This is a genomic window from Desulfosediminicola ganghwensis, assembly GCF_005116675.2.
Classification (GTDB): Bacteria; Desulfobacterota; Desulfobulbia; order Desulfobulbales; family Desulfocapsaceae; genus Desulfopila; species Desulfopila ganghwensis.
Genome location: NZ_CP050699.1, coordinates 4107373 through 4133725, shown reverse-complemented (window position 1 = coordinate 4133725; position 26353 = coordinate 4107373). Strand labels below are relative to the sequence as shown.

Sequence of the window (26353 nt, the reverse complement as noted above, 5' to 3'; positions counted from 1 at the left end):
AAAACCTTTTCATAGAAATCGAACGTCTATGCCTGATCAGTTTTTCTTAGAACTCAGCTCTGGAAAATCCCAATAGAAGAATTCTTTACGTTCACCAGCCTTGCCGGAATCGGGGCGATCAGTTTCCTGTTGCCTGAGTTCGATACGGCGGATCTTGCCGCTTAAGGTCTTGGGCAGCTCAGGGACGAACTCGATGATTCTCGGAATCTTGAACTTGGCAAGAATCTGAATGGTGTGCTGGAAGAGATCAAGCGCCAGCTCCCTGGAAGGTTCATACCCCTCTTTCAGGATGACGAATGCTTTAACCAGCTGATGCCGTTTGGGATCGGGAACACCTACTACGGCAGACTCGGCGACAGAATCGTGTTCGATAAGCGCACTCTCAACCTCGAATGGACCGATACGGAAATCGGAAGACTTGATAACGTCATCGCTGCGACCGACAAACCACCAGTAGCCGTCTTCGTCGATGGAAGCTCTATCACCGGTATAGTAATAATTGTCGATAAATACCGAGGTCATTTTTTCGGGGTTACCGATATATTCGGTAAAGAGGCCAACCGAGCGCCAGCGGTCGAGACGAACGACGATATGGCCGGGTTCATCGGTTTTGGTGACCTCGTTTCCTTCTTCATCGACCAGGGTGACATCGTACATGAATGATGGATAGCCGAACGATCCGCTACGCATTTTACCTGTCATCCATGGAGGATTGCCGATCATAGCGGTGGATTCTGTCTGGCCGTAGAAATCGCGAATCTCGGTGCCGGTAAGCCCCTTCCACTTGGAGATTACCTCCGGGTTCAATGGTTCGCCCGCACCGATTGATTGACGCAGCGCCGAAAAATCGAATTTAGAGACATCGAGATTAATGAACAGTCGCCATGCCGTTGGTGGAGCGCAAAAAGTGGAAACCTTGTGTTTGGCGATGGTGGCGAGGTACTTGTCGCCATCCAGGGCGGCAAAGTTAAAACCGGTGGCGGTGGCGCCGACATTGAGCGGTGCGAAAAAGCTCGACCATGCCCATTTAGCCCAGCCTGGTGCGCTCAGGTTGTGATGCACATCGTCAGGGCGGATACCGATCATCACCGAGGTGGAAAGATGGCCGATGGGGTAGGAGGCCGCCGTATGACCGACCCGCTTGGGAAGCCCGGTGGTGCCGGAGGTGAAGAAACAGAACAACAGGTCGTTGGAGGCTGTGGCTGCGGCTTTTGCCTCTGTGGGTTCATCGTTGAGCTGTTTGAAATTTGTCCAGCCGTCTTTCTCACCGAGCACCAGCTTGATTTTTGGCGTTACACCAGTCAGTTTCAGCGCTTCATCCATGATGTCGGTGTAAATTTCATCTGCCAGTATACAGTCGGGCTTATACGTCTCAAATCTGAATTGCAGCTCACGGACAGTCATGGTAGTGGCGGTGGGAACAGCTATAACACCGCCCTTGACACAAGCATAGCTGGCGAACCAGGTCTCCGGCACGATGGGTGCCATCAGGTACATATTATCGCCTTTGTCGACCCCGGCTTTATGAAGCCCGTTCAGGCACTGGTTGCCTCGCTCAGCAAACTCTTTATACGTGAACTGTTTACTGTCACCGGTATGAATATCTGCCCAGATCAGGGCCAGATGGTCGGGGCGTTCCTGGACATGGAGCCCTTCAAAGATTTCTTCGGCCCAGTTAAAAGTTTCCGGGAGTTCCATTGCATTGAATTTTTTAAAAAAATCCTTTGCAACCGCCTCTTTTTGATCGTTGTCCTCCATCAGGTTGAGGTCCATAACCTCTTTGTACAGATTTTCCATACCCATAATGACTCCTTGCAGTTCAGGTTTTGAGGTGTACATCAGAGCAGGCCAAAGGCCCATGCCCACTAAAGAAACATCCACAACACTGCAAAAAACTTCACTCAGTACATCGAAAATCTAACGAGCGCTCGCTCGTCATTGTAGCCAGGGTTCAGATTGCATCTGGCAGATTACCTGCCTGTATCGCTGGAACAAAAAATCTCAATTTGCCGGATCAGGGCAGCCGTCCAATCTTTTACTCATATCTCCAGAGAGATGAAAGTTTGGCTCTTCGTTGAAAATGATTGACAAAAAGATGCCGGTGAGTAAACATCTTCAACAGGAGAGCGAGCGCTTGGTCGGTTTATGTTTTGTTCGATTAAACAATGAAATGCAGAGTAGTTCAAGATATTTTTTTTACACAATTGTGAAGTAAACCGGCAGGAGCACTCCGGGAGCGCGTAAATACGAGGGGAAGTGGTCGTAACTATCTGACAGAGAGATAAAAATTGTTCCTTCTATCTGAACAGCAACTCAACATGAGGGGAATGTCATGAAACAGGCTGTAATCGTAAGTGCGGTGCGTACTCCACTGGGCAGCTTTGGCGGCTCTCTTGCCGGAACGGGGGCAACAGAACTGGGTGGCCATGTGATTCGGGAAGCCGTGGGGCGCGCTGGTCTTGCTCCAGAGTCTGTTGATGAATGTATCATGGGTATGGTACTGCCCTGCGGTTACGGTCAGAACCCGGCAAAGCAGGCAGCGATCAAGGGCGGGCTTCCTGATCTGGTGGAAGCGATCACCGTCAACAAAGTGTGTGGTTCTTCATTGAAAGCGGTAATGCTCGCGGCCCAGGCCATTCAATGTGGTGATGCTGATATCATTGTAGCCGGCGGTATGGAGAACATGAGTAGCGCTCCGTACTATATGGAAAAAGCGCGATGGGGCTACAGAATGGGGCCGGGCAAGATAGAGGATCATATGGTTCATGATGGACTCTGGGATGTGGTCAATGATTTCCACATGGGTATGTCCAATGAGTTGAGCAGCCAGAAGTGGCAGATCAGCCGGGAAGATCAGGACAGGTTTGCGGCAGAATCATTCAGGCGGGCAGGTAAAGCGATTGAAGAAGGACGTTTTACAGATCAGATAGCTCCGGTATCCATACCGCGACGAGGTAAGGAGCCGCAGATATTTTCTGTGGATGAATGTGTTCAGCCTACGGACTATGAGACTCTTGCCAGAATGAGGCCGGCCTTTGCCAAGGATGGGGTTGGCACAGCCGGTAATGCGTCGATTATCAGTGACGGTGCTGCCGCTTTAGTACTCATGAGCAGGGAAAAGGCCGAGGAACTCGGTTGCACGATAATGGCCGAGGTCGGGGCCCAGGCATCCCACGGAATAGAGTTGAAATATGTGTTGATGGCACCAATCTACGCAATCCCGAAAGTTCTCAAGAAAGAAGGGATTGCCATTCAGGATATTGATCTTTTCGAGATAAACGAAGCCTTCAGCGGTACCTCGGTTGGTATAAACAGGGTCCTGGAACTGGACCCGGACAAAGTCAACGTCAACGGTGGCGCCGTCGCTCTTGGTCATCCAATCGGAGCAAGCGGTGCAAGACTGTTGACCGATCTGCTCTATGAACTTGAGCGTAGAGATTTACAGCGGGGATTGGTTTCTCTCTGCCTTGGCGGTGGGGAAGCGGTGGCGTTGATTGTTCGTCGACCCTAGGCTGAATTGAAAAGAAATCCAATGCCATAACGTTGTCAAAAAGCAACAATTACGCAACAGGTCAAAAAGTTTGAAGCAGTTGAGTGTGCTGTTTAAAGGAGAAGACAGACTGCAGTCATAAGCTGCCGGGGGACAGTCTATGACTGCAGTCGATAACAGGCAGGTTGTATAGCCTCAGAAGTACTTCAACAAACGGATTACTGAAAGGTGAGCGAGTTATGAGCGTACAGACATTTGGTGTGGTTGGGGCAGGGCAGATGGGTAACGGTATTGCCCAGGTTGCGGCAATGAGCGGCCTGCAGGTACTGATGAGTGATATCAAGCAGGAATTCGCTGAAACTGGCCTGAATCACATCATAAAAAATCTCAACAGGATGGTAGAGCGGGGAAAAATGTCTGATGACTCCCGCCAGGAAGCCATTGACCGTATCAGCATTACCTCAAGCCTGGATGATATGGCTAAGGTCGATTATGTGGTGGAGGCCGCGACCGAACAGGAGGATTTGAAATTCGCAATTTTTCGTGATCTCGATCGAATCTGTCCGGCCAGGGTAATCCTCGGCACCAATACCTCCTCTATTCCCATTGGCCGAATTGCGGCCCAGACCGGGAGACCTGATAAGGTGATCGGCATGCATTTCATGAATCCGGTGCCTGTCATGAAACTGGTTGAGGTGATCAAGGGAATTGCCACCTCGGATGAGACCTTTTCAACCACCTGGGAACTGTGCGAGCGGTTTGGCAAGACTCCGGCCGAGGCCAATGATTTTCCGGGCTTTATTGCTAACAGAATCCTGATGCCCATGATTAATGAGGCGATATTCTGCCTCTATACCGGTGTGGGCAAGAAAGAAGATATCGATACCGTAATGATGCTCGGCATGAATCACCCGATGGGGCCGCTGGCGCTTGCGGATCTTATTGGTTTAGACACCTGCCTGGCTATTATGGAGACCCTCTACGATGGTTTCAAGGACTCGAAATACCGGCCATGTCCATTGCTCAGAAAATATGTGGAGGCGGGCTGGTACGGAAGAAAGACCGGCAAGGGGTTCTACGACTATTAAGCCGAATTTCTCGTGAACATGCCGTTGACTGGCAGGGAGTCGATACCGTATTGAATATTTTATACGAACAGTATGTTGCTTGTGATCTGCAAAATGCTGCAGAAGATAACGCTGCCTGAGCTGATGAGAAATCCGGGCGGAGTAGAAAAACACCTTCGCCAATCTTCAAACTGAACGTCGTGTAACTCAGGGGATTGTGATGAAAGCAGAAATTATCGGAACACCGGCGTCGGAACTGGCCAGCCGAATACAAAAGCTACAACAGGCTCTGGCGGCGAAGAGTATCGATGCAGCACTGATCGTACAGAAAACCGATTTCTACTATTTCAGCGGAACCTCTCAGCAGGGCTGGCTCTTCGTGCCGGTTGAGGGCAGGCCGCTGCTGATGATTTTCAAAGAGTTTGAAAGGGCAGAGGAGGAATCTGGGCTGGAATGGATTGTACCCCTGGTCAGCCCGAAAAAGATACCGGCCCTTCTCAAGGAGTATGGCTATCCGTCCCCAAAGCGTCTGGGAATGGAGCTGGACGTGTTGCCGACCGCACTCTACTTTCAATACAAACAAATTTTTGATGGGGCGGAGATTGAGGATGTCTCCCTTGAGATCCGGTTGATCCGCTCCATTAAATCGGAGCACGAGCTGGGTCTGCTACGTTCGGCAGCCGCGCTTTCAGACAAGGTGGCGTCGCGGGTGCCGGAGCTGCTGGCAGAGGGCAAAACGGAAGTTGCCCTGGCAGGCGAGGTGGAGGCGTATGCCAGAAGTCTTGGGCATCAGGGCATAGTACGTATGCGGCTTTTTGGCAGCGAGCTGTTTTACGGCCACATCATGGCGGGAGCAGCCGCAGCAGTCCCCAGTTATCTGGCCTCACCCACCGGTGGTAAAGGGGTAAGCGGTTTGATCAGTCAAGGTGCCGGATTTAATAAAATAGCAGCCAATGAGCCGGTGCTGGTTGATTATGTTTTCGCTTACAATGGCTATATCTCAGACCACACCAGAGTCTTCTCGCTGGGCACTGTGCCGGATGAGTTTTTAATAGCCCACGAAGCGATGCTGGAGATTCAGGAATGTATTGCCAGACTCGCTGTGCCCGGTGCGATAGCAGGGGAACTCTATGAGCAGATGATATCCCTGGCAGAGGCCAAAGGGCTGGCGGAAAACTTCATGGGCGTTGGAGATCGAAAAATACGTTTTACAGGTCATGGCGTGGGGCTGGAACTGGACGAATTTCCATTCATTGCCAAGGGACAAAAACTGAAGCTGGCAGAGAACATGGTCATCGCCCTGGAGCCCAAAGTCATTCTCCCTGGCAAAGGTGTGGTGGGAATTGAAAACACCCATGTGGTGACTCCGGGCGGGCTTGAGCGGTTGACGCATTTTCCGGATGAGATCCATGCCCTGGTATGAAGTGATGTGAAATCCTGACAGGGTACGACATTACAAACAGTTGCTGCGGTTATATCCAACATGGAGATACTATGCCAACCGATATTAAAAATGTTTCGGAGCTGGACCAGAGAGAGACGGCAGGCTATGTGCTGGATCTTTTTCACCGTCTCATCATTCACCACGCTCTCTGGTACAGCGAGGTGCACCACCAGTTGGGCCATGAAAAGGCAAGCAGGATACTCTCGAAGGCCGCTAAAACTTCAATCAACATTCAGCTCAAACATCTGGCCAAGCTTTTTGAGTTCGATCTGGTGGATGGCATACCGGAGCCGCTTCTGGAGATGGATGAGGCCAGGCTGCATGAACTGCGGCAGCGTATAGCGAAAAACTGGCTGGTCAACGATGGTGTCTGGTTTCAGACCATTGAGAAGTCGGAAGGGATGAACGACGCCAAACGATGCAACGATTCATGCTGGGCGCGCTTTTCACCTTTTGAGGCTGAAACAATAAAAGAAAAGCTGCAGCTGGGGGAGCAGTCTGGACTGGCAGGATTACAGCAGGCTCTGGCGCTCAGGTTGTATGCAAATATCAACACGCAGTCGATATGTGAGGAAACACCTGAATCGTTTGTTTTTCAGATGAACGAGTGCCGGGTGCAGAGCGCCAGGAAGCGAAAGGGCATGGCTGATTACCCATGCAAGTCTGCAGGCCTGGTGGAGTATACCTATTTCGCCAGAAGCATAGACAGCAGAATCAGTACCGAATGTATCGGCTGTCCTCCGGATGAGCACCCGGAAGATTGGTATTGTGCCTGGAGATTTGTATTGAACGACACGGATCAGGCCAGGGCCGTATGAGAAGACTGACCGCAAAAAGGAGAGATCAATGCACGCCATGAACAATGTTCGTTTTGAGAAAAAAGGTGCTGTTGCAGTAGTTACCATAGATCGTCCTAAGGCACTCAATGCACTGAACTTTGAAACGTTGAAAGAATTACAATGTTGTTTTTATGAGATCGATATGGATCGGGAGATCGGTGCGGTGATCCTTACCGGTGGCGGTGAGAAGGCCTTTGTGGCCGGTGCGGATATCGCCCATATGCAGGAACTCGATGCCCGGGCCGGAGCAGAATTTGCCGAACTTGGGCATCAGGTGATGAGTGCGGTGGAAAACCTGAAACAACCGGTGATTGCGGCTGTAAACGGTTTCGCTCTGGGCGGAGGTTGTGAACTGGCTATTTCCTGCGATATCAGAATAGCCTCAGAGAATGCCAGATTCGGTCAACCCGAGGTAAATCTTGGGGTTATTCCAGGTTTTGGCGGAACCCAGCGATTACCGAGGATTATTGGTCGGGGGCTGGCGGCGGAACTGCTCTTTACCGGCGATATGATCGACGCAACGGAAGCGCATCGCATCGGTCTGGTAAACAAGGTGGTGCTGGCAGAGCAGTTGCTCCCAACCTGCATGACCATGGCGGAGAAAATCACCAGTAAAGGCCCCGTGGCAATTCGTCTCTGTAAAGAGACCATGAAGAATGGTCTGGAGATGGATATTGGCCGTGCCTGCAGGTATGAGGCGGTGCAATTTGGTCAATGCTTTGCGACTTCGGACCAGAAAGAGGGGATGAAGGCATTTCTTGAAAAGCGGAGAGCCGAGTTCACCGGTGAGTAATTTCGGTCGATTGTTCCACGAGTCGATCCGGTTGGCTGGTTCGCAGAGCATCTGCTCTGTACCGGCCTTCACAAGCTCCAACTGGAATCTTTAATCAGCACGGGCTTGGGACGGAAGTACCGACCTTTGGTCATACAACAAATGATTGGAGAAAGCATGAATCTTGATTTAACAGAAGAACAGCGATTGATACAGGATATGACCCGCGAATTTGCAGCAGCCGAACTGGCGCCGGTGGCTGATGAGCTTGATCGCGGTGACAATATTGAAACGTTCCATGCCAACTTGAAAAAGCTGGCAGAGCTGGGGTTGATGGGGCTCAATGTGAATGATGAATATGGTGGTTCAGAAGCGGGTGTGGTTGCATTCAGCATAGCCCTCACAGAGATTGCCAGAGCATGTTCATCGACTGCGGTGACGGTTTCTGTCAATAATATGGTCAATGAGGTAATTCAGGCACTTGGGAGCGAAGAGCAGAAACAAAAGTATATCAGGCGGATCTGTGATGGCGAGTATCTGGCTGGTGCCTTTGCCCTGACAGAGCCCGGTGCCGGTTCAGACCCGGCAGGCATGACCACCAGAGCAGTGCGCGACGGCGATGAATGGGTGCTTAACGGCTCGAAGATTTTTATCACCAGTGGTAACTGTGCAGGAGTTTTCGTGGTCTGGGCGGTAACCGATCCGGCCGCACCGAAAGGCAAAGGAATCAGTCTGTTTCTGGTGGAAGCAGATACGGAAGGATTAATAGTCGGCAAAAAGGAAGAGAAAATGGGCCAGAATGCTTCGGCCACCAACGAGATTCTTTTTCAGAATTGCCGTGTCCCCGCCGATGCGATGATGGGCAAGGAAAATAATGGCTTTCGGGTCGCGGTGACAGAGCTCGCCGGTGGGCGTATCGGCATCGGTTCACTGGCACTGGGGATAGGGTTGGCTGCCATGGACGTCGCCACCACATATTCGCTGGAACGCAAACAATTCGGTAAACTGATCAGTGAATTTCAGGCCATACAGTGGAAAATATCCGACATGTATACCGCGCTTGAAGCAAGTCGTCTGCTGCTTATGAACGCCGCGTATAAAAAGGAACAGGGTCGAAGTTTTGCCAAAGAAGCATCCATGGCCAAGTTATTTGCATCTGAGACTGCCAACAAAGCCTGCTACGAGGCAATGCAGATACTCGGAGGCTATGGCTACACCAGGGATTACCCGATCGAACGCTATACCAGGGATGCGCGTATTACCACAATCTACGAGGGAACCAGCGAAATTCAGAGAATGATCATAGCGCGGGAAATCCTGAGCGAACTGTCCTGATCAGGTTTTGCCGGAAATATCTGAAGTGGCAGCGGCGGTTATCGGCGGGCCTGCAGAGAGTCATCGGTTATATCCACCGGAACTCCGCTCTGGTCCCGCAGAGCAATCGCCAGCTTGTGTCGATCTACTAGCGGCCAGAGATCCTTGTCGCTCAGGGCACGCCTTGCGAGGCTGCCGAGACTGAGGTGCTTTTGGTATACGTCCTTGTGTATTTCGATGTAGATCTTGTTGCCGTCCCGTGCAGCTTTAATGGGCTGGTAGACCAGATTGACTTTGGTCCCCATTTTTATCACCCCGAAAAATCGTTCGATATCTTCAGGGTACATCCGAATGCAACCCTGGGTAATGGTGCGGCCCACAGACCAGGCGATATCGGTGCCGTGAATACCATAAGCACGTATGCTCAGGCCAAGCCAGTATTTGCCAAGCGGGTTGTCCGGGCCGGGTGGAACGGAGCGGAAAGAATATTTGTGCCTCAGCGACGACGGTACGGTCCAGGTTGGGTCAACGGTTTTGCTGGCAATATGGTAGCGACCGAGGGGCGTCTGATGCGAGGGCGTGCCGATGCTGACCGGATAGGTGGTGACCATGGGTATGCCATTGCGCTTATGGTAATAATAGAGCCTTAGCTCAGCAATATTTATGACGATGCCCTGCTGGCGCGCATCGGGCAGGATGCGTTCGGTAGGAAGTGCCAGTCTTTGACCTACCGGCGGCAGCCAGGGGTCGTATTGCGGGTAGAGATCAATTATTTCGTTGTAACCAAGACTGTATTTGCGGGCGATTTTGAGCAAGGTCTCTTTAGGGCCAACCACATGACTGACCTTGTAACCGATGATAGGTCGGATCTGCGAGGTATAGAGCCCGGAGCCATTATATGAGGCCTGTGTTTGGGATGGTTGAATTATACCATTGCTCTTGACCGGAGCGGGTCTGGGGGCAGGTCTTTCATCGGTTGTGGCAAGAGAGACGATTTGTTTACCTATACTGGTGTAGCGCCAGAGAATCTTAACATAGTCTCCAACCCGAAAAGCCTTGAGGTTGACTTTTTTCCCATCCTTTACCAGGATGGCGTCGGGAGCGACTTTTCCACCAACGATGCGCTGTCTGCCGGACTGATCGGCATCGACTATGACTATATTGGAGTTAGGGGACACGACAATGAGTTTGCCATGGGAAACATGCTCGTCACGCCCCATTGCCCTGGCCTCACCTGCGTTTGCGACAGGAAGGTGCGAAGGTGGCAGAAAAAGGACGCAGCACAGGATGGAAAAAAGCAACAGCGCAACAGGGTTGCGCTGTTGTTGATTACGGCTCCGTCGCAAACCAGCAAAGGCAGCCTTAAACGAATAGCTCATAAAGAAAAGTTTAAAAAGGTAATGATAGCTACTTCTTCATTCCATGCTCGTACATGCGCTCCATCTTCTCGGCGGCATTTTCTGCTCTCATAGCAGCATCTTCAGCCCTGGTGGCGGCGGCTTCAGTCCGATTCATCATAGCTTCTTGCTCGGTATTTTTTTTGTGTGCACAACCACTGGACAACATCATGGTGCAAACCATAAAAAGTGTTGCGATAGCTGAAAGTTTAGTAGTTTTCCACCTTTTCATTGTGTAATCCTCCTTTGTTAATTCTAGAGCTCTGGCTGGAACTTTGCCGGGCGCTGCATCTTCACATTCCTAGTGTTGATGCAGAATTGAAAACCTGCATAAGTACTGTGTCTGCTGTTCCGCTGGTACTATCCAGGCACTGCTGATGAATCGTGTGGGTAACGCTGGCAAATAACTACAGCATTGTTCCAATCTGGTGCCCGTTTGTGGGAATACCCTTAAATTTGGCATTCTCCAGGCTGTCATAATTATCCTAGCTGAAAGAAGAGGCTTTTTGAAGAGAAGAAAAAAGATCAGAATGTGATCCAGGCAAGATTTTTATGAAATGCGAAAATTGTTTGTGAAAACTGCAACCCTGCTATACCTTGTAATGTCTTTAGATATCATAAAAAAGGAGTTATTAATAATGACAGTGCCAGACGGCTATCTTGCCTGTACCCCGAGTATCGATTGTGATCATCCCGCAGTAAGAGAATATGCAAACCGCAACACTGTTGCCGGTACATCAGTTGTTGAAATGGCTGTGTCACTTTATTATGCAGTGCGTGATGACTTCCGCTACAATCCATATAAGGTCGATCTTACACTTGAGGAAATACGAGCCTCGGCGACTTTAAGCAAAGGGTATGGCTGGTGTGTGAGCAAGGCCGTGCTGCTCGCCGCATGTTGTCGGGCGAAGAATATTCCGGCCCGGCTGGGCTTTGGAGACGTCCGTAACCATCTTTCCACCGAGCGGCTTCGCCGGCTGATGAAAACCGATGTATTTTACTGGCACGGATTTACCGATATGTATTTAGAGGGTGTGTGGGTTAAGGCAACGCCTGCCTTTAACCTCCAGCTCTGCGAGAAGTTTGGTTTTCCGCCTCTTGAATTTAACGGCAGAGAGGACTCTGTTTTTCATCCCTTTGATAATAAAGGGAACAGGCATATGGAATATTTGCATGACAGGGGCAGATTCCAGGATCTGCCGCTCACTGAGATTCGCCGGACTTTTGCTGAGCACTATTCGGATATAGAGCAAGGTAAAGATGCGGATTTTGACGCAGATGTGTCAAGAGAGACCGCCAGGTAAAAAAGCAGGGTAAATAGTGGTGCTGTACTTTGAAAATATTAAAAATATTGTAGCTTAATCACGCTTGCTTTACTGTTAAGGGTAGTTGGGGAAATCAGAAAAAAAAAAAGGATTTCAGCGCCGCGCAATGCTAAAAGGGGCTGGCATCATACTCAAAGGACGTAGGATATGCCGACTTCAAAACACTGGGCAGACAGTTATGTCGAGAAAACCGTAAGCGCAGAAGCTGCAATCGGGAAAATTCAATCCGGTCAGCGGGTGTTTATTGGCTCGGGCTGCGGTGAACCCCAGGAACTGGTAAAGGCGCTGGTGGCTAAAGCCAACAGTTTCAGTGGGCTTGAGATCCTGCGCCTGCTTACCCTCGAAACGGTCTCCTTTGCGGCTATTGCCGACAGAACCAAAGACACCAGTCTCAATGTACGTTCCATTTACCTTGGTTCAACCCGTTCAGAGGCGATTTCAAGACACAAGCGCTTTATCACCCCGATGAACATGTCGGATGTACCAATGCTTTTTTCAACCAGAAAATTGCCGATCAATGTGGCCATGATCCAGGTCTCGCCACCCGATGACTTTGGTTGGATGAGCCTTGGTATTTCAGTGGATGTCACTCTTGCAGCCGCACGGGCGGCTGATCTGGTTATCGCCCAGATCAACCCTCGCATGCCACGGGTAATGGGCCAGAGCTTTCTTCATGTGAACTATGTAGATGTATTTGTCGAGCATGAGGAACCGATTCTTTCTGTCCCATACACCAATGATCCTTCAGAAGCAGACCAGTTAATCGGTAAACATATCGCCCGGGTCATAGAAGATGGTTCGACCCTGCAAATTGGCCTCGATGCAGCCTCCCAGGCTACATTGCAGGCCCTCTCCAACAAGACCGATCTTGGCGTGCACTCCCAGTTTCTTACCGATGACATAATGCAACTCTATGCCCGTGGTAATATTACCAACCAGCGAAAAGGCTTTAACGACGGCAAGATGGTTGCCTCCATGGCGGTGGGAAGCGAAGATCTCTACGAATTTTTAAACGACAATCCTGCGGTGGATTTCCACCCCTCGGATTATGTAAACGACCCATTCGTCATTTCACGCCATAACAGGATGGTATCCCTCAATGTCGCACATTCTATGGATCTCACCGGGCAGATGGCGGCAGAGGCGCGGCTCAGTTCGCGTTTTGCCGGTATCTCTGGGATTGCAGATTTTGTTCGGGGAGCCCGGCGCTCACCTGGTGGTAAATCCATCCTGATGATTCGTTCCACCTCTCAGAATGAAGATGGATCAATCAGATCGAATATCGTTCCACATCTGCAGGATGATGTGGTGTTGGTCCCGCGGGGTGATGTGCATTTTGTCGCTTCTGAATATGGTATTGTCAATCTGTTCGGCAAAAGCCTGCAGGAACGAGTTATAGCAATGATCAGTCTGGCTCACCCCGATTTCCGTGAAGAGCTCTTCAAGGAGTCTAAAGAATTGGGCTTGATTGGCACAGAGCGAACCCTTGGTGAGGCCGTGAAGGCAATTTACCCGGTCAAGCTTGAAGAGGTCCTTGACCTCGATGGGCAGCGAGTCACTATCCGGCCAAGCAAACCCGTGGATGAGAGAAGAATTCAGGAGCATTATTATACGCTGCCTAAAGAAGACGTTTTGTCCCGCTTTTTTTGCCAGAAATCGCATTTTACCCGGACCGATGTTGAAGCACGTTCGCATACCGACTATGTCAACGCCTTGAGCCTGGTGGCAGTCACCGGTGAATTCGGTTTTGGTAAAATCGTAGGTGTGGCTGAGATGATGCGACTCAGGGGGGCAAATATGGCAGAGGTGGCCTTTTCGGTAGGCAGGGATCTGCAGGGTAAAGGCCTGGGTAAAATTTTCCTGCGCAAATTGGCTGAAGCAGCGCGCGAAAACGGTTTGGCGGGCCTTATGGCTTTTACTTCCCCGGGCAACAAGGGCATGATCAAACTGTTTCAGACATTACCCTACAAGGTGCAGAAGCGTTTGGAAGACGGGGACCTTGTGCTGACCTGTAAGTTTGAGGATGTAATTTAAGATAATGATGCAATAATATGTCTGTCATTTAATTAAAGCAGATCTAGCGGGCTGGCTGTTGGTTCTCTCAAATCTTTTATCACATGTGTATATATCATGGTGGTTTCAACTCGTGAATGTCCAAGGTATTCCTGAATCTGTCGTAGGTCGATACCATTCAGGAGCAGATGGGTGGCAAAAGAGTGTCGCAGAGTATGCACCGAAGCATGCTTATGAATGCCGCTTGAATTCAATATGTTTTTGAAATACCGTTGGAGCATCTTATCCAATACATGATGCCTGCCTATCCTGCCAGAAACCGGATCAACTGAGATCCTGCCACTTGGAAATAGCCATTGCCAGGCTGTTTGTTTTGAAGCATTAGGGTATTTTCTCGATAATGCATTGGGCAACCAGACTTCACCATAACCGGCTGCAATATCTTCCCGGTGTAAATCGATAACATTTTCTATGTGAGGTTTGAGTTTCGGCTTCAGCATTTCAGGCAAAAGGGTAGTTCTATCCTTTCCTCCTTTTCCATCACGTACGTAGATCAGATTATGTGTGAAGTCGATATCTTGAATTCGCAAGCGGCAACATTCATTAACGCGCAAACCTCCTCCATAGATAAGCTGTAGCATGAGGCCTCGTGTTCCGGATACTTTTTCGAGTAGAATTCTTACCTCATCTATGGAAAATACCACAGGAAGCTTACGGTCAACTTTGGCCCGAATTCCGTCCCGCATTTCCGAGAGTTCAACATCTAGTACCACCTTGAAAAAGAGTAGCAAAGCATTGAAGGCCTGATTTTGAGTGGAAGCGGATACGTGCTTATTTATTGCAAGATAGGCTAAAAAGTCTTTGGCTAGAGTTTGGGTAATGGCATTGGTATCGTTGAATTTCTTGTCTTTTTTGATACAAAAAGCAAGAAATTGTTTAACCCATTGAAGGTAGATTTTTTCAGTGGTTCTTGCATAATGCCTCAGTCTAAGGTTAGACAAAAATGCATTTACGGCTTTTTGGGGTGTTACTACTTCTTGAGACTCGGCTGAGACTTTGCCGACGCTTGGGTTTTCAACGGTCGAGTTTATAAAATTGAAAAAGTATAATCGAACAGCTTCTTCCGCTTGTTGAAGTTGCCATGTATCAAAGCCAGATTTTGCTAAAATCTCTATGAACAGCGGTAGCTGTAATCGCCAGTCATTTTCTGTAAACTTGACCCTTGTTTGAAAAAATTTGCGAACCCACCTGACCATATACTGCTCTTTCCCAGGGGGCACAATAGGACTTTTTAAAAGATATTCCCCAAAATCGGACGCTTGAAAAGAGCGTGAATACAGTGTTTTTTTATCCATAGCTTAATTATCGTGAGTTATAAGGACTAGTCCTATATGACGGGATAATGCGTATTATAGGACAAAAAAACCTCTCATATTAGTAACAATCCTTATGCAAAAGATAAGAAAAATATCAGAATTGCATATTATACACATAGTCCCATATGATGGATATCAACGTATTATAAGACATATGTTGGCTAGGAATATTGAACTTGCAACTTGTCGTTGATTGGCATACTATGGCATAAAGTTATTACATTTCACTTACATAACGATGAGTTTTATAAATGAAAAAAACCATGATACCACTATGTGGGTATTGGCTATGCGGGAATTTTGAAATTTAAATTAATGAAAAACTCCCAAAATGGGACTAGTCCTATATTACACGTTAAAATATGAAAAAAATAATATCCTTCTTGTTGTTAATAGTAAGTGTCATTTTGAATATTAATCAAGTTTACGCTATTGATTTAGTTGGCAAGTGGATAACTGTTGAAAAAGATGATAATCGTTACAATGATGTATACATTTTTAAAGACAATGGTAAGTTTGAGTTATTTTATTGCCAGGTGTTTGAATCTAAATATAAGTTAGAAAATAACATATTAACTATTACTGAGTTGACTCCTAAAGTAGATCCGCCTGTACGTAAATACTTTTATAATGTAAAAGGTGATATCCTAACATTTAATGCAGTTGTTTCAGAAAAACCATTAGAATTGTCGGAAAGATGGGAAGCTGTTCGATTGCCAGAAAGAGAATATAATTCGAAATTTCCATTAGTAGGCAGATGGCACATAAAAGTCCCTGACTATCCTAGATTATCCCATGAATACACCGAAAATGGTATCCATTTGTCTATGTTTCAAGAAGCATCATATGTTAGAGGGATTTACGATATTGTTAATGGAAAACTAAGACTATGGCCAGCAACGGCTAAGACATATTATGAGTATAGTTTTGATTATAATGAAAATGAACTTACTTTGATTGAAAATGAGTCATTTAAAAAAAAGTATAAGAAAATATACTAAATTTTAACAAATCATTCGAGAGGGACACGTAAAAGGCACGCGCCCCTCAATTCCACGTTATAACCACAAATAAATGATGCTTCATGAATAAGTTAAGTAATTAATATTTGTGCAAATGAGAATGCTAACATGTAGTATACTTATCATTGTGTTCTGCATATTCTTTGCAGCTAATACCTATGAGTTCTGATGAACCTTGCTTAACTGTTAAGATATACAATGAAAGAAAAGATTTATTTGAATCGTAAGCGCCAAATTAACCCCATCTTTTCAAGCCAATAAATTCATGTTCCAGTATGCCTCACTACAACCAAGGAGGTATACATCGTGGACAGAAACATTTCGAAACTTCAAAAGAAGCAGGGCTACTGGCAAAAACATATCAGTGCCTGGGAAGCAGGTAGCCAAAGCCAGAAAGCCTATTGTCAGTCGAACGGAATTGCCCTGGCAACTTTCGGCTACTGGAAACGAAAACTGAATTGCCGGATCGAGAACGAGCCAGCGTTTTATCCTCTTGCAGTCCCAACATCAACCCCTGATACAAATGTTAAAGCTTCCCTGGCTGTGCATATTGATCGCTTCAAGCTTGAGATTCAGGGCGACTTTTGTTCTGAGCAGTTTAAAAAAGTTGTGACGACTCTGGAGCAGCTTACATGATTCCCACTCCGGAAAAAGTCCGAGTATACATCGCTCTTGGTGCCACAGATATGCGAAAGTCGATTAACGGATTGTCTCTTCTGGTGGAAGATCAGTTCGACCTGGATCTTTTTTCAGGGAGTCTTTTCGCTTTCAGTAATAGGAAACGCGATATGGTCAAGATTTTGTACTGGTACCAAAACGGTTTCTGCATCTGGCAGAAAAGGCTGGAGGCAGAAACCTTTCGCTGGCCCGAATCAGAGGAAGAGGTGATTGAGATTCATGAGACAGCTTTGCAGTGGCTTTTACACGGCCTTGATTTGCAGCAGGCACACAGGCAACTCAGCTATAATTCAGTATCGTGATATTTATGAATATATTGCCTGAAGTAGCTGTTATGGCACTGGCTTTGTGGTATATTGCGTGCATGAATTTCGAAACCGCAAACCTTCCGAATGATCCTGCAGAACTCAAACGGTTGCTGGTGGAAACCCAGCGTCGTTATGAGCGGGAAACCGCTCTTTTACGAGAACAGGTCCGCCTGCTTTATGCCAAACTGTTCGGCAAAAAGAGTGAAAAAGATGCTGCCGAATCAGGTGTGATGCAATTGCCATTATTCGATATGCCCGAACCTGAGGTGGAATCGGTCGAAGAGGTTGTGGAAGTTCCTGAGCATACTCGAGCGAAACGCGGTCGCAAGCCATTGCCGGCCAACCTGCCCAGAGTAGAAATCGTACATGATATTCCCGAAAATGCAAAAGTCTGTGGCTGCGGAGCGGAACTGGATCGCATTGGAGAAGATGTTTCTGAAAAGCTGGATATTATCCCGGCAGTTATCCAGGTTGTACGTCACATTCGTCCCAAATATGCCTGCAAATCCTGTGAAGGTCTGGAGACTGAAGGGGCGGTAGTGAAAATCGCCCCGCCACCAAAGCAGATTATCAACAAGGGGATCGCCACTGCAGGCTTACTCGCCCATATAGTTACTGCGAAATTCTGCGATGCACTCCCTTTCTACCGACAGGAACGACAATTTGCCCGATTAGGGGCAGAACTACCCCGGGCAACCATGGCCAACTGGGCTATGAAAGCAGCAAATTCCTGCACACCACTTCTTGAACTGCTGTGGCAGAAGGTTCATTCCGGTCCGTTGATCAATATTGACGAAACTTCGGTTCAGGTTCTGGCTGAACCAGGGCGGTCGCCAACAAGTAAGTCATATATGTGGATATGTCGCGGTGGTGATCCACATCATCCCGGATTGCTCTATCATTATGCCCCAAGCCGCTCAGCCAGGATCGCTAAAGAGTTGCTGGACGGCTATCAGGGAGCTGTGCAATCAGATGGTTACGCGGCATATGATTTTCTTGATGCACAGCCTGGCATTGCCCATGCAGGTTGCTGGGCACATGTACGCCGTAAATTTGTCGATGTGCAGAAAGGTCGTGGCAAAACGAAAAAGACCGGCAGCACGGATGTAGCGTTGAACTATATTCGTAAGCTTTATGGTGTGGAAAAAGAAGGTACCAGAAATAAACTTTCCGGCATGGAATTGTTGGCCTTTCGTCGGAAAAAGGCCAAACCGGTTTTGGACGATTTTTTCCTTTGGCTAAGCAAAAAAGCAGGCCAGGTGGCACCAAAGAGTTTGCTGGGAGCTGCAGTGAATTACACCCTTAATCAATGGCAGCGCCTACTGGTCTATCTCGATTTTCCAGATATGACGCCAGACAATAACGCGGCTGAAAATGCAATACGTCCATTTGTTGTTGGCAGAAAAAACTGGCTATTTGCAGGCACACAGGAAGGTGCGAAAGCAAGCGCCACGCTCTATAGCTTGGTTGAGACTGCCAAAGCCAATAATCTGGAACCCTATAATTATCTGAGATACCTGTTTGAGAAATTACCTTTTGCAGAATCTCGCCCAGATTTATTGAAGCTATTGCCCATGAACCTGCAAGCTGATGATTTGAGAATAGACGGTACCATGAGTGGGGTTTAATTACCGCTTACTTTGAATCTGCTTCCCAAGATCTGCTTGAAATTGGAAGCTTAAAACAGAAGAAAAACGAATTAATCCGTACAGGCCAAGACGTTACTCTGTTGATTGAGCAAATCAATAAGTTGAGTGATAATGTAGATGATAAATTCTTGAAGATTATCGAACTATCCAAAGAAGAAGAGCAGAACCTAAGTTCCTTGGTTAACGATATAAGTGAAATAGAAGCGCAGTATAGCCTAAGCAATGATTCTCAGCAGAAGCAAAATCTTACAAATGATCTAAACTCAAAATATGAATGCCTAAATTCATTAAAGCAAGAAATATTAAATAGAAAAAACATTAGAGACAACAATAAGTAATAAACAAGTTATAACAAAACGTTGCAAGGGACGCGCAAAAGGCGCGCGCCCCTGAACTCCACGTTAGCACTTTAAGAAAAATATGATCGAAACTATTCAATCATACGATTATTTAATAACGCGACTAAACAGCACTACAAAACACTTAAAAGCACACCATAAAATTCTAGATAAACCAGAACACAAGTATCTCTTTCCGTTCTATGAAAAGGCTATGTATATTGCTATTTCACTTACTGATTTGATTGTTGGCCTCAAATATTTAGATGTATCACGGAGTGTAAATAACGAATATGAGGCAAATTATTTCGCTAGAAATGTAGCTCATATGAGTTATGAGCTAATAAATCATCAAGATAAAATTATTGGCGAAGAAATAGCAAAAATCACGAATGAAACGATAGGGCCTGATCCTCTGAAAGAGTTAAAAAATATAATCAAGAAATTACGGTTGATAACTAGTCATCATTTTAATTGCCTGAAAGGTATAAGAAACAATCTATATGGGCATAGAATTGAAAACGGTTCTACAATGGCAAAGTCTATGTTGGAAATAGACAACCGTAAAATATACAAAATAGGTGATGATATATTTAAAGTTTACTTCGAATTGCTACAAAAATATGTAATCTTGATATCGAAATTATAATAATGCTAACAAATCAATAGAGAGGGACGCGCAAAAGGCGCACGCCCCTCAATTCCACGTTGAACCTGTAGAAAAAGGTATTGGTCATAGCAATATCAGGCATTTAGGGTTATATTTAGCTTCATTCGATGGTAATCAACCCCTTAACCCTGCCGAAAGTCGGAAGCCATGGCCAAATACAAGCCGTATTCATACGCTCAGGGGATGTTCATACCAGTATTCTTCAGTGAGCAGATACAAAAAGGGACTTTCGAGTACACCCTGAACTATCTGGTCGATCACGAACTCGACCTTTCCATCTTTGATGCCAGGTTCACCAACGACGAAACTGGTGCCCCAGCCTATGACCCACGGATCTTGCTGAAGATTATCCTGTTTGCCTATTCACGAGGTATTACTTCTAGTCGTGCAATTTCCGAGTGCTGTGAAAAAAACATCCTTTTCATGGCCCTTTCAGCCAATACCAGACCCCACTTCACAACAATTGCCAGTTTCGTTTCCAGTATGGACAAAGAGGTTGTCTCTCTCTTTCTTCAAGTACTGCTGATCTGTGACCAGCAGAACCTTATTGGCCGAGAGATGTTTGCTATTGATGGCTGCAAACTCCCAAGCAATGCCTCTAAGGAATGGAGTGGCACCAAAGCCGATTTGACCAAAAAGGTTGAAAAGATAGAGCGAGCTCTGCACAGAATGATCATCCGTCACAAGTCCATGGATCTTGAGAAGATAGAGCCGGAAGTTCGGGATCATGAAGAGAAATATAAGAAGAAACTACAAAAAAGTGCTGCCAAGATAAGGGATTGGCTGAAAGACCATGATGACCGACGTGGCAGTGGCGGCAAACCGGTTAAATCAAACATTACCGATAATGACTCTGCCAAGATGGCCACATCGAAAGGGGTAATACAGGGGTATGTCGGTGTTGCCTCAGTGGACAAGAAGCACCAAGTCATTGTTGGAGCAGAAGCCTATGGGCAGGGCAGTGAGTCCAATCTCCTTGTACCTTCGCTGAAGTCGATACAGTCTAACTTGGAACAGATAGGCGACCAAGATGTATTTGGTAAGGCCAAAGTTGTAGCGGATAGCGGTTATCATTCCGAGAAGAATCTCGAGTACCTCTATACAGAGAATATAGATGGGTATGTTGCGGATACTCGTTTCCGCAAACGAGATCCTCGCTTTGCCACAGCGGAGCGCTATAAAGATCTCCCCGCTTATCACTTTGCGACCAGGGCCGGTGGAAAGCGACTCTTTCGGCCTGAACATTTTACTTTCGCTGATGATTTGAGCCACGCTATTTGTCCGGCCGGCAAGAAACTCTACCGCAATGGCTGCAACGCCAAGGTGAAAGACTATCAGGCCTACAAGTTTAAAGGAGCTAAGCGAGACTGCCTCCCATGTCAATTGCGACGTGAGTGTTTACGAAAGCCAGAGAAAACCGAGGCCCGTCAGCTAGCTTACTTTCCGGGGAAAAAGCGTAACGGTAATGAGCGATTCACAGAGAAGATGAAACGAAAGATTGATTCAACCATTGGTCGAGCAATCTATGGCATGCGACTCGCTGTTGGTGAGCCACCCTTTGGCCATATACGGTCAACCATGAAACTTGATCGATTCAGTCTTCGAGGAAAACGAAAAGTGAATGCGCAGTGGAACCTGTTCTGCATGGTCCATAACCTGAAAAAGATCCACTCGTATGGAGCGGTAGTAGGCAGCTGACAGGTAGATCGTAGAGGAGAATAGTTCCAAGAATGTTCACAAATGGACTTGAGGGCAAATAGAGCAAGGTAAAGAACAAGTGGAATCGAAATAGGCGGCTAGGAAAGTAGATTTTTGGAACCCTCCTGAAATCGGTTGAGGGAATCTTCGGGATTTTGAACTGCCTTTTTCTACAGGCTCGTTATATGAACAGAAAACGGTAATGCACGAGGAATTATAAAGTGAATACTAAAATCCAAAATGCATTAATATTAACTGGGGTTATAATTATTGCCTGCGTATTCGCAACGATGTATCAAGTATTGACTGATAATTCTTTAGAAAAGTATGTGCTATTCTGGTTTCTTTCCGTTTCAACAAATCTTACTTACATATTCACGATAAGCCATATAAAACGCGAGGAATATCTTGCCCTGTATGGTAGTAAAACGACTATATTTATAGTGAATCTGAGTAATATTATACCATTCAGTATTTTTTATGTTTTAAGTAGCATTGCTTTTGCTGGCTTTGATATTCCTTTTAAAAATTAGAAATGTAACAAATATTATCATATAACCATGCGTTGCAAGGGACGCGCAAAGGGCGCGCGCCCCTGAACTCCACGTTTTCGAAATAAAAATTGATGATAAAGATCTACAATCCAGAAAATGAATTCGATTTAATCTTTATCAAAAGTATTTTAATGAGTGAAAATGTAAATTTTTATGTTCATAACGACTTTTTTGGTTCATTGAGGCTAGGGCCACCAATTGAACTATTCAACCAGAAAACTATTTACGTTATAAATGAAGATGTAGAGAAAGCAAATGAACTAATAGAAATTTACTTAGAAAATTCATACAATAATGATGGATACTATAATGAAGAAGAAAAACTAAAAGTGAAGATCAGTGTCATTATAGAGTTTTTAATTTTTAGGTGGTTTGTCCCAAGAAGAATATTAAAAAAGCGATAACAAGACATTCCACCGGACTCGCTGAAGCTCGCGTGTGCCACGAAGGAAAGAGCAACTAGCTTTCCGTAACTTTATGAAAGATGAAGGAGGGCCCTTCAAACTCGGGTTGCAGGATTTGGGTTCAAACCACCTACTGCTGCTGTGGTAAAGAGCCATGGTAGTGAGCGAGTAGGAAAAGGCAGAAAGTAAATCTGTCAGGTATGTTTTAGGAAGATGAACGAAAGTGAACCACCGACGAGGTGCCGAAATCAGCGTTGACAGACGTCATCAAAACCAGGGTAACGCGAGCTGATCTGGGATGAGTGTGGAAGCAACCTGTTTACTGACCACACGGTGATTCCAAGGCCTCGGATAATCGGGTACTGGAGCTAATTGCTTTTGTACGAAGCGAATAATACAGAGGAGCCTTGTGCGGGAAAACCGCACGCAGGGATCTGTGAGGGGGCGGTTGGGTAACTGGCCGTCGTACCTCGATTGTTTTACTAAACATGAGGTTGTTAAATGCTATATAAAATAATTGCATTCTTCATTTTTTCTGGAATTGCCTCAATAAAAAAGCCAATTTATGGCGGCCTTGCAGGTATGGTTACCGCTCCTGTGATTTATGTGATTTTCAATTCATATGACTTACCAACAGTTGGCCTTTTATCTGCATTCGGTTTTGGCTTCGGTTTAATATGGGGTGTTCTTATATGGAATTTTATTCATGGCAAAGAATACAACGAGCAGAATAAAAAAACATATGTGATGCCAATCGGTAAACCTGGTAGCTCGCAGAGGGGTGGAATTATTTATACCGATGAAGAAGAAAAAAATGCTAAAGATAATGAAAAAAATAACATATAAACTTAAGGCACTAACAGTATAACAAGCCACTGCTGTCTCATAGTTAATCCCACAATGCAAGTTGCGGCGTAAATTGTGTTTTTACCAGTTTGTCAGGCGGCTTTAGCAAATCAGCCAACGGTCTTCTTTCAAAAATGTTCAATTGCAATAGTCTGAGCAGTTGCGTGAGCGATCCTTTGAATTTGGCCATGAATTTAAAATACGACAGCATTAGATAGACACAGAGGGCAATCCATAGCTCTGTAAGTACTGCGTTTTCAGATGTTCCAAGAAACGTCTTCACTTTTAGTTGTTGCTTGATCCACTTAAAGAACAGCTCGATTTGCCAGCGTTCTTTATAAATTGCAGCAACTTCTGAGGCTTTGAGTTTCCTAGAATTTGTCACAAACTGATACTCAATGCCCGTTTCTGGATCAACATATATAATCCGTCGAAAAGTGAACTGATATCCTGGAATTTTTATCTTTTGGTCTTCAAGAACATATGGAGAATCGGGTTTACGTCGGTTGCCGTAACGATAGACTTTTGCATTACTTTTAAGCCGTGTTACGAATGTTATTTTGCGTTTGTCGAGGGTGTCGTACCAAGTGTAATCGGTGAATTCTCGGTCAAAAACCACACAAGAACCGGCAGGCAGGTTAAGAGATCGTGCCCATTCGATTTCATGTTTTTTACCCTCCGTCATATCCATGAAGACTGGAAGATAGCCACTTGCATCAAGGCCAAAATGTAATTTCATGGCACCCTTGCTTTTGCGGTAGCTAGCCCACGGGAACACTGAGAGACAGAGATTGACCATCGTTGCATCGAGTAAATAAATTTTACCCTTGAACTTAAACCTATGCTTCGGAGCATTCGCCTGGCACTTATGCAAAAGCTGAAAGAACATAGCTTTGAAAGTCTCATAAGGCTGTTGCTCATTGACACGAGCCAAGGTGGCCCGGCTAGTTGGCCCCATACCCAAATGATACAAACGAGACTTTTGAACTGCCAGGTTGCTGACTAAGTCACGAAGGCTCTTTCTGGAAGTGACTTGGGCTATAGTCATGGCGAGAAACTGGCTCCATCTGTTGAAGGAGCGAAACTTTTGTCCATGATGGTGCTTTTTTGCCAGTTTCTCAAAATCATGTCTTGGGAAAAATGAAGCAATCTGATTTAGGATTGTGTTAGAATGAGCCATGACTCGGATCTCCTTGTTATTATATAGTTTTTCGCAAATTCACTATAACACAAGAAGCTCTCTGAGCCTTTATGTATACCTAATCACGTTATTATTTGGGAGACAGCAGTGAATGAAAATACAAATGGCAGAACTCGACGTTTCTGGCCCAAGGGATTTGATATTTCAGTTCTGTCTGAGCAGAAAATAGAAGATAGGTTTTTATTGTTAATCCTAACACCGAGAAATGTACTTGCAGGGCTAACTCCCCTGGAAGCCTTTATAGGTAAGAGTGTTGCACTTATTATTTGAACCCAGCAGTCTTTTACCATCGAGGTCCCTGGAAGGGTTGTGATGCTGTTGAATATGCAACGCTGGAGTGGGTGGATTGTTTTAATAATTGCCGGATACTGGAACCAATAAAAAAAATTCCCCACTCAAACGTGAGAAAGAGTATTATCAACCGGAAGAGTCAAGAAAGGCTGCTTGACTCAAACGAAAACTGTCTTAGAAAAAACCGGGGCAGTTCAGTATTTCTTGATAATAATTACTTATGCGAACTGATGATAGATGATAGACAAGTGAACATATTGGTACTCACAGATAGACCCAATCACTGGGATAAAGAGGTGCATCTCCTCGAAGCTCCTAGGATTACAGGAAACTCTCTTGACCCTTCGATCTTCGCATATTCTGCAGTTGTTCTTGACATAAAGAATATAGAGATAAAAGAAGACCAACTGCTTCGGCTAAGAACTCAACTGCAATTTTGCCTTAAACCTATTTTTTTAACAGAGCCAATTGGCTCTGCACCAGATGCTCTGTCCGATGGGCTTGTAAGTAGTACCCAAGAAGCGCTTGAGCGTGCTCAACCTATTTGTGAGAGGCTCAATGGACTGATGTATGATTTTCATAAGGTCCTTGCAAGTCCTCTTTTCTCTGTACTTCTCTATATGTATGTGCGTGGTAAGGATATTGCCCCGGTAAAGGATTGGCAATCTCCAGCTATGTATACGTATCCAGAGGTGGAGCTGTTGATTGGCTTTTCCAGACAAACGGACGACTGGCTGGCCATGCAGGTTCAGAGATCTCTGCTAGAAGAAGGAAAGCTCGTTGACCGAGTACGGAATTGCCCTCACTGCCAACTTGCAAACCCAAGTTATATTGACGTTTGTTGCAACTGTCGTTCAATCCAGATTCAACAAGAGTCCTTCTTGCATTGCTTTACCTGCGGTGCTGTGAAACCTGAAAAAGAGTTTAAAACCCAACCAGGACATCTGGTATGCCCTCAATGTAGCGAGCGACTGCGACACATCGGCACTGATTATGACAGGCCACTTGAGAATTATACCTGCACTGACTGCCATAGTACTTTTTCGGATCCACTTATTGTCGCTGTTTGTCCTCGTTGTGGAAAAATGACAGAACCGGAAGATCTAGAGGTTAAAAACTATAGAAACTATTCCCTCACCGAAAAAGCGATTATCGCTGCCAAGACAGGTCAAATAGAAGAAGCCTCAACTTTGTTCGACAGCTTGGATAATGTAAATTATCCTTATTTTCTTTATCTATTTAGTTGGCTTTTCACAATGACTCAACGTTATAGAGATGATGAATTTACCATCTTTGCTATTAGAGCTACTAACTTTGACGATATTGAGGAAAATTTAGGAATTGCTCGTTTACTTGAACTGGTAGACGAATACATCACGCGAGTTAAATCACATCTTAGAACTACCGATATTACCTCTTTAGGTGGCAAGAATGATATCTGGTTTCTGCTACCAAAGACTGACCTTGAAGGTCGCAAAGTTGTGATAGAACGAATACTAAAAACCAAAACCGGCGTAGCGCAAAAGGGAAGCCACACGAGCCTTGATTTCCGTATTGCAGCAATGACAATTCCTGGCGAGTCCCAGGAACACGATACACCTGAAAAAATTATCGAACTGATACAGCAGCAGCTAAGTATCAATTAACGAGGCGTTTT

General features: G+C 46.0%; 25 protein-coding genes. 20 read left to right on the top strand and 5 right to left on the bottom strand.

Features of this window, described 5'->3' with window-relative positions; translation table 11 throughout:
* Positions 1–36: 36 nt before the first annotated feature.
* Entirely contained in the window at positions 37–1803 is a 1767-nt protein-coding gene (locus FCL45_RS17665; RefSeq protein WP_136798334.1) for an acetate--CoA ligase, read from the bottom strand.
* A 529-nt stretch (positions 1804–2332) separates the two neighbouring features.
* Between FCL45_RS17665 and FCL45_RS17660 the strand changes: the two genes are divergently transcribed.
* From FCL45_RS17660 to FCL45_RS17635, 6 genes are all read left to right on the top strand, one after another.
* Positions 2333–3511, top strand: coding sequence for an acetyl-CoA C-acetyltransferase (locus FCL45_RS17660; RefSeq protein WP_136798333.1), 1179 nt, complete (start codon positions 2333–2335; stop codon positions 3509–3511).
* Between the two features lie 218 nt (positions 3512–3729).
* Positions 3730–4578 (top strand): 3-hydroxybutyryl-CoA dehydrogenase, encoded by an 849-nt coding sequence (locus FCL45_RS17655; protein WP_136798332.1) that lies wholly within the window; start codon positions 3730–3732, stop codon positions 4576–4578.
* Positions 4579–4777: 199 nt separating this feature from the next.
* Positions 4778–5980, top strand: coding sequence for a M24 family metallopeptidase (locus FCL45_RS17650; RefSeq protein ID WP_136798331.1), 1203 nt, complete (start codon positions 4778–4780; stop codon positions 5978–5980).
* A 71-nt stretch (positions 5981–6051) separates the two neighbouring features.
* Entirely contained in the window at positions 6052–6819 is a 768-nt protein-coding gene (locus FCL45_RS17645; RefSeq protein ID WP_136798330.1) for a DUF6125 family protein, read from the top strand.
* Between the two features lie 28 nt (positions 6820–6847).
* Positions 6848–7633, top strand: a complete 786-nt coding sequence (locus tag FCL45_RS17640) for an enoyl-CoA hydratase-related protein (protein WP_228721356.1) — start codon at positions 6848–6850, stop codon at positions 7631–7633.
* A gap of 156 nt (positions 7634–7789) precedes the next feature.
* Positions 7790–8947: an acyl-CoA dehydrogenase family protein gene (locus FCL45_RS17635; protein ID WP_136798329.1), complete on the top strand. Its 1158-nt coding sequence runs from the start codon at positions 7790–7792 to the stop codon at positions 8945–8947.
* Positions 8948–8985: 38 nt separating this feature from the next.
* Here the strand turns inward: FCL45_RS17635 and FCL45_RS17630 are convergent, their stop codons facing one another.
* Together FCL45_RS17630 and FCL45_RS17625 are read right to left on the bottom strand one after the other, a co-directional pair.
* Positions 8986–10305 (bottom strand): L,D-transpeptidase family protein, encoded by a 1320-nt coding sequence (locus tag FCL45_RS17630; protein WP_136798328.1) that lies wholly within the window; start codon positions 10303–10305, stop codon positions 8986–8988.
* A gap of 28 nt (positions 10306–10333) precedes the next feature.
* On the bottom strand, positions 10334–10555 hold the full coding sequence (locus FCL45_RS17625) for a hypothetical protein (RefSeq protein WP_136798327.1): 222 nt from the start codon (positions 10553–10555) through the stop codon (positions 10334–10336).
* Between the two features lie 406 nt (positions 10556–10961).
* Between FCL45_RS17625 and FCL45_RS17620 the strand changes: the two genes are divergently transcribed.
* Both FCL45_RS17620 and FCL45_RS17615 read left to right on the top strand, forming a co-directional pair.
* Positions 10962–11627, top strand: a complete 666-nt coding sequence (locus FCL45_RS17620; protein WP_136798326.1) for a transglutaminase-like domain-containing protein — start codon at positions 10962–10964, stop codon at positions 11625–11627.
* A 168-nt stretch (positions 11628–11795) separates the two neighbouring features.
* Positions 11796–13682 (top strand): GNAT family N-acetyltransferase, encoded by a 1887-nt coding sequence (locus tag FCL45_RS17615; protein WP_136798325.1) that lies wholly within the window; start codon positions 11796–11798, stop codon positions 13680–13682.
* Between the two features lie 32 nt (positions 13683–13714).
* On the opposite strand, the gene FCL45_RS17610 is transcribed toward FCL45_RS17615, so the two are convergent.
* Positions 13715–15016, bottom strand: coding sequence for an integron integrase (locus tag FCL45_RS17610; RefSeq protein ID WP_217907600.1), 1302 nt, complete (start codon positions 15014–15016; stop codon positions 13715–13717).
* A 383-nt stretch (positions 15017–15399) separates the two neighbouring features.
* Here FCL45_RS17610 and FCL45_RS17605 point away from each other — a divergent pair, with 383 nt between their 5' ends.
* From FCL45_RS17605 to FCL45_RS17560, 10 genes are all read left to right on the top strand, one after another.
* A complete protein-coding gene (locus tag FCL45_RS17605; protein WP_136798324.1) occupies positions 15400–16038 on the top strand; it encodes a hypothetical protein in 639 nt (212 codons plus the stop codon).
* A 327-nt stretch (positions 16039–16365) separates the two neighbouring features.
* Complete coding sequence (tnpA, locus tag FCL45_RS17600; RefSeq protein WP_136798323.1) at positions 16366–16695, top strand: IS66 family insertion sequence element accessory protein TnpA; 330 nt, start codon at positions 16366–16368, stop codon at positions 16693–16695.
* Entirely contained in the window at positions 16692–17039 is a 348-nt protein-coding gene (gene tnpB, locus FCL45_RS17595) for an IS66 family insertion sequence element accessory protein TnpB (protein WP_136798322.1), read from the top strand. The genes tnpA and tnpB overlap by 4 nt, the downstream gene beginning before the upstream one ends.
* Positions 17040–17101: 62 nt before the next feature.
* The gene (gene tnpC, locus FCL45_RS17590) at positions 17102–18673 is read left to right on the top strand and encodes an IS66 family transposase (protein WP_420811240.1); all 1572 of its coding nucleotides are present in this window, start codon (positions 17102–17104) and stop codon (positions 18671–18673) included.
* A 101-nt stretch (positions 18674–18774) separates the two neighbouring features.
* On the top strand, positions 18775–19032 hold the full coding sequence (locus FCL45_RS17585; RefSeq protein WP_136798321.1) for a hypothetical protein: 258 nt from the start codon (positions 18775–18777) through the stop codon (positions 19030–19032).
* A gap of 82 nt (positions 19033–19114) precedes the next feature.
* Entirely contained in the window at positions 19115–19681 is a 567-nt protein-coding gene (locus tag FCL45_RS17580) for a hypothetical protein (protein WP_136798320.1), read from the top strand.
* Between the two features lie 168 nt (positions 19682–19849).
* Positions 19850–21400 (top strand): transposase, encoded by a 1551-nt coding sequence (locus tag FCL45_RS17575; RefSeq protein WP_176360014.1) that lies wholly within the window; start codon positions 19850–19852, stop codon positions 21398–21400.
* A gap of 221 nt (positions 21401–21621) precedes the next feature.
* Positions 21622–21933 carry a hypothetical protein gene (locus tag FCL45_RS17570; protein ID WP_136800068.1) on the top strand — a complete coding sequence of 104 codons (312 nt, stop codon included), beginning with the start codon at positions 21622–21624 and terminating at the stop codon, positions 21931–21933.
* A gap of 92 nt (positions 21934–22025) precedes the next feature.
* The gene (locus FCL45_RS17565; protein WP_176360062.1) at positions 22026–22358 is read left to right on the top strand and encodes a putative signal transducing protein; all 333 of its coding nucleotides are present in this window, start codon (positions 22026–22028) and stop codon (positions 22356–22358) included.
* A gap of 501 nt (positions 22359–22859) precedes the next feature.
* Complete coding sequence (locus FCL45_RS17560) at positions 22860–23204, top strand: hypothetical protein (RefSeq protein ID WP_136799009.1); 345 nt, start codon at positions 22860–22862, stop codon at positions 23202–23204.
* A 43-nt stretch (positions 23205–23247) separates the two neighbouring features.
* On the opposite strand, the gene FCL45_RS17555 is transcribed toward FCL45_RS17560, so the two are convergent.
* Complete coding sequence (locus tag FCL45_RS17555; RefSeq protein ID WP_176360061.1) at positions 23248–24384, bottom strand: IS4 family transposase; 1137 nt, start codon at positions 24382–24384, stop codon at positions 23248–23250.
* Between the two features lie 108 nt (positions 24385–24492).
* On the opposite strand from FCL45_RS17555, the gene FCL45_RS17550 reads away from it, so the two are divergent.
* A complete protein-coding gene (locus FCL45_RS17550) occupies positions 24493–24675 on the top strand; it encodes a hypothetical protein (protein WP_136799011.1) in 183 nt (60 codons plus the stop codon).
* 251 nt (positions 24676–24926) lie between these two features.
* Positions 24927–26342 (top strand): TackOD1 domain-containing metal-binding protein, encoded by a 1416-nt coding sequence (locus FCL45_RS17545; RefSeq protein WP_136799012.1) that lies wholly within the window; start codon positions 24927–24929, stop codon positions 26340–26342.
* Positions 26343–26353 lie beyond the last annotated feature (11 nt).

Bases quoted from the DNA above. Each gene is read 5' to 3' on its own strand.
- FCL45_RS17665 (WP_136798334.1), bottom strand. From the start codon at position 1,803: ATGGGTATGGAAAATCTGTACAAAGAGGTTATGGACCTCAACCTGATG.
- FCL45_RS17660 (WP_136798333.1), top strand. From the start codon at position 2,333: ATGAAACAGGCTGTAATCGTAAGTGCGGTGCGTACTCCACTGGGCAGC.
- FCL45_RS17655 (WP_136798332.1), top strand. From the start codon at position 3,730: ATGAGCGTACAGACATTTGGTGTGGTTGGGGCAGGGCAGATGGGTAAC.
- FCL45_RS17650 (WP_136798331.1), top strand. From the start codon at position 4,778: ATGAAAGCAGAAATTATCGGAACACCGGCGTCGGAACTGGCCAGCCGA.
- FCL45_RS17645 (WP_136798330.1), top strand. From the start codon at position 6,052: ATGCCAACCGATATTAAAAATGTTTCGGAGCTGGACCAGAGAGAGACG.
- FCL45_RS17640 (WP_228721356.1), top strand. From the start codon at position 6,848: ATGCACGCCATGAACAATGTTCGTTTTGAGAAAAAAGGTGCTGTTGCA.
- FCL45_RS17635 (WP_136798329.1), top strand. From the start codon at position 7,790: ATGAATCTTGATTTAACAGAAGAACAGCGATTGATACAGGATATGACC.
- FCL45_RS17630 (WP_136798328.1), bottom strand. From the start codon at position 10,305: ATGAGCTATTCGTTTAAGGCTGCCTTTGCTGGTTTGCGACGGAGCCGT.
- FCL45_RS17625 (WP_136798327.1), bottom strand. From the start codon at position 10,555: ATGAAAAGGTGGAAAACTACTAAACTTTCAGCTATCGCAACACTTTTT.
- FCL45_RS17620 (WP_136798326.1), top strand. From the start codon at position 10,962: ATGACAGTGCCAGACGGCTATCTTGCCTGTACCCCGAGTATCGATTGT.
- FCL45_RS17615 (WP_136798325.1), top strand. From the start codon at position 11,796: ATGCCGACTTCAAAACACTGGGCAGACAGTTATGTCGAGAAAACCGTA.
- FCL45_RS17610 (WP_217907600.1), bottom strand. From the start codon at position 15,016: ATGGATAAAAAAACACTGTATTCACGCTCTTTTCAAGCGTCCGATTTT.
- FCL45_RS17605 (WP_136798324.1), top strand. From the start codon at position 15,400: ATGAAAAAAATAATATCCTTCTTGTTGTTAATAGTAAGTGTCATTTTG.
- tnpB (WP_136798322.1), top strand. From the start codon at position 16,692: ATGATTCCCACTCCGGAAAAAGTCCGAGTATACATCGCTCTTGGTGCC.
- tnpC (WP_420811240.1), top strand. From the start codon at position 17,102: ATGAATTTCGAAACCGCAAACCTTCCGAATGATCCTGCAGAACTCAAA.
- FCL45_RS17580 (WP_136798320.1), top strand. From the start codon at position 19,115: ATGATCGAAACTATTCAATCATACGATTATTTAATAACGCGACTAAAC.
- FCL45_RS17575 (WP_176360014.1), top strand. From the start codon at position 19,850: ATGGCCAAATACAAGCCGTATTCATACGCTCAGGGGATGTTCATACCA.
- FCL45_RS17565 (WP_176360062.1), top strand. From the start codon at position 22,026: ATGATAAAGATCTACAATCCAGAAAATGAATTCGATTTAATCTTTATC.
- FCL45_RS17560 (WP_136799009.1), top strand. From the start codon at position 22,860: ATGCTATATAAAATAATTGCATTCTTCATTTTTTCTGGAATTGCCTCA.
- FCL45_RS17555 (WP_176360061.1), bottom strand. From the start codon at position 24,384: ATGGCTCATTCTAACACAATCCTAAATCAGATTGCTTCATTTTTCCCA.
- FCL45_RS17545 (WP_136799012.1), top strand. From the start codon at position 24,927: ATGATAGATGATAGACAAGTGAACATATTGGTACTCACAGATAGACCC.